The sequence below is a fragment of the Bartonella sp. AA9NXGY genome (genome assembly GCF_042196845.1).
In the GTDB taxonomy this organism is placed as follows: domain Bacteria; phylum Pseudomonadota; class Alphaproteobacteria; order Rhizobiales; family Rhizobiaceae; genus Bartonella.
The window spans coordinates 1-2,884 of record NZ_JBHIRB010000049.1; the positions used below are offsets into that span (position 1 = coordinate 1).

The 2,884-nt window shown below is 38.7% G+C and carries 1 protein-coding gene; it reads left to right on the top strand.

The features are described 5' to 3' along the window. Positions 1 to 245: 245 nt before the first annotated feature. Positions 246 to 2,884 (top strand): autotransporter outer membrane beta-barrel domain-containing protein (locus tag ACFIM6_RS09510; protein WP_375612631.1); only part of this gene is annotated, 2,639 nt, incomplete at its 3' end.

Below are 2,884 nucleotides of genomic sequence, written 5' to 3' on the forward strand. Positions count from 1 at the left end.
TGTCACTTATCAGCATAGATTTAAGAAAATTGGTTTTTCTGGAACGAGTTTCTCTGCTGGATTGCGCCACCTTTTTTAGCGATACATAAACTATATAGTAACTTATATATAAGTATATAGTATTGTATTAAGTATTAAATTAAATATTTCATTTTATATTTATTGTATTTTGAGAAATTTATTAGCTTAATATAGATATTATTCTTCAATGAATAGAAGTAGGGGAATAGGAGGCGGCAAGAGTTATGATTTATGTATTTCATAAATATGTATTTTTATGCAACGTTACAACAGCTATTCTTTATTTTTTGCAGGTTACGTATGTTAATGCTGCAGGATCTTCAAGTGATGCAGGAGGGGCATTTTATAAATGCGATGATAGAAAAACACACTTTCTCGCAGATAAAATCTATTACTTAAAAAGTTCTCAAGAGACGTCTGCTCATATTGCACCTATTGCAGCTATATATGTAGAAAAAGCAGGCACTATTGTTAATGCCTCTCAGATAACAGTTTTTGGCGATGATCCAGATAAAATATCTGCGTATGGGGCGTATGTAAGAAATGGTGGAAAAATTAATTTAATAGCTTCAGATTTTAAGAATATACCTGCTCTTCGTGCTCAAAATGCCGTTATTAGCATGACAGTAGGGGAAATTAAGGGGACTTCACATGCTATTTATGCATGGGGGAGAGGAACGGATATTGCTTTAGTGAGTGTGAATATCAATATTGAGCCAGATAATTTGAATGTAAAAGGGATCGGTATTATGAGTGGTTTTGATGCAATGGTTAAAATGACAGACGGTACCGTTAATTTTAACCAGATTGGCTCATTTTCAACTCGATTTGGGGGGCATTATATTCTTGATACTATGGGGATTACGGGGCAAGGAAGGAGGGAGGAAACTTTAACAGATGGTGATGGAGCTATGGGGGTATTGCCAGAAGCTTTTGAGGTTTTTCAAGGTGGTGACGTTCATTTGAAAAACAATTTTATTCAGCTGAACCATATGCATGCATTCTTGATGAAAAACTTTTCAGGTTATGTAAATGATAATGGTAAGTTAATTCAAAAATATATTTCACCAGATGGCTTTAAGAATACAAGTATTAAGATAGAAAAAAACAATATTTCTGTTCAGAGTGAGGGAGTATATGGACTGTGCTTTAATGTTTTAGCTCCAGAAGAACTTGCTAAAATGTTGAGGCAACGAGATGATGAAAAAATTTTAGAAACCAAAAAAGTTATCACGGGGAGGGCATTTGTTTATTTATCAGAGACAAATATGACAGTTCCAGACGGGATTGCGATTTATGCGAAGGGGAATAAAGACTATGAAGTAAAAGGCACTCTTGAATTATCGGATGAAACAAAAATCTCTGGTGATTTGTTGCTAAAAGCTGAAAATAATGCTTCTCTATTGGTGAAAGCAAACGCTTCCTCTCTTACAGGAGGTACGCGTGTTGAGGATAGATCGGTTATTGATTTAGAGTTAATTCGTTATTCAAAATGGTATCTTACTAAAAGTAAATACAACGGTTTACAGGAATCTGTTTCATCGCTTTCTTCTCTAAGTCTTTCCAATAGCACATTGATCTTTGATGAAGGTAGTGGTTATCAAACGCTATGCATTGGAAAAAAAGCAGATATAGGTGCAGGAGATAAAATTCTCGCATCAAAAGATAAAAAAGTCTACAGTGCTGAGGGAAACGCTCAGATTAGGTTGAATGCATTTTTGAATGATGAGGGTTTGTTTAATCCCCAAAAGACGGATCGCATATTGATCTATGGGGATGTTTCTGGAACGACATTCATTCATGTGCAAAATTTTCCAAAATATGCAAGTAAAGAAGTCTATGAGGGAAAAGATCAAAGCATTTCACTCATTCAAGTTGCTGGAACAGCGCAGGCAGGTTCTTTTCGACTCGCCAATGGTTATGATGATTATACTACGGTGAAAGGTTTTCCTTATCAATATCGTATTCGTGGTTATGGTCCAGGTTCGCCCTTTGGAGAAGCAGATGCTACGCAAAGATTAGTGGAAGGTGAGGGGGAATTTTGGGATTTCCGACTCGAAGGGGTTTATATTTCTTCTAGAATAGGTTCTTATAATGGTCCATTTGGTAAACCTTCTTTGTTTTCATTATCTCATCCTGTTAATCCTCCATCTTCTCCCCCCAATTCACTTTCTACGTCGTTGATATCTGACTCTCCTTCTTCTACGTCCTCTGGTCCTGTTGATCCTCCATCTTCTCCCCCCAATTCACTTTCTACGTCGTTGATATCTGACTCTCCTTCTTCTACGTCCTCTGGTCCTGTTGATCCTCCATCCTCTCCCCCCGATCCACTTTCTACGTCGTTGACATCTGACTCTCCTTCTTCTACATCCCCTGATCCTGTTGATCCTCCATCTTCTCCTCCCGATCCACTTTCTACGTCGTTGACATCTGACTCTCCTTCTTCTACATCCCCTGATCCTGTCGATCCTCCTCCTCCCGATCCATTTTCTACGTCGTTTATGTCTGACCCTCCTTCTTCTACGTCCTCTGATCCTGTTGATTCTCCACGCCCTGATCCACTTTCTATGTCGTTGCCATCTGAGCCCTCTGCTCCGGAGGACACTTCATCTCTGGATACTGTTTCTCCTCCTTCTGCCCCTGTTGAACCAAAGCCTTCTCAGTCCTCTGATGCTTTGGAACCTTCATCTAATCTCTCTATACCGCTTGATGTTCCGCCTGAGCTAGGTATTAGAGCGGTTGTTCCACAGGTTCCAACTTATCTTCTTTTGCCAAATGCCTTATTTCATGCTGGTTTAGTGGATATGACCACGCAAAATAAGACGTTAGAGACAATGCGGAATGCTTTTCATTCCTTTGGGAA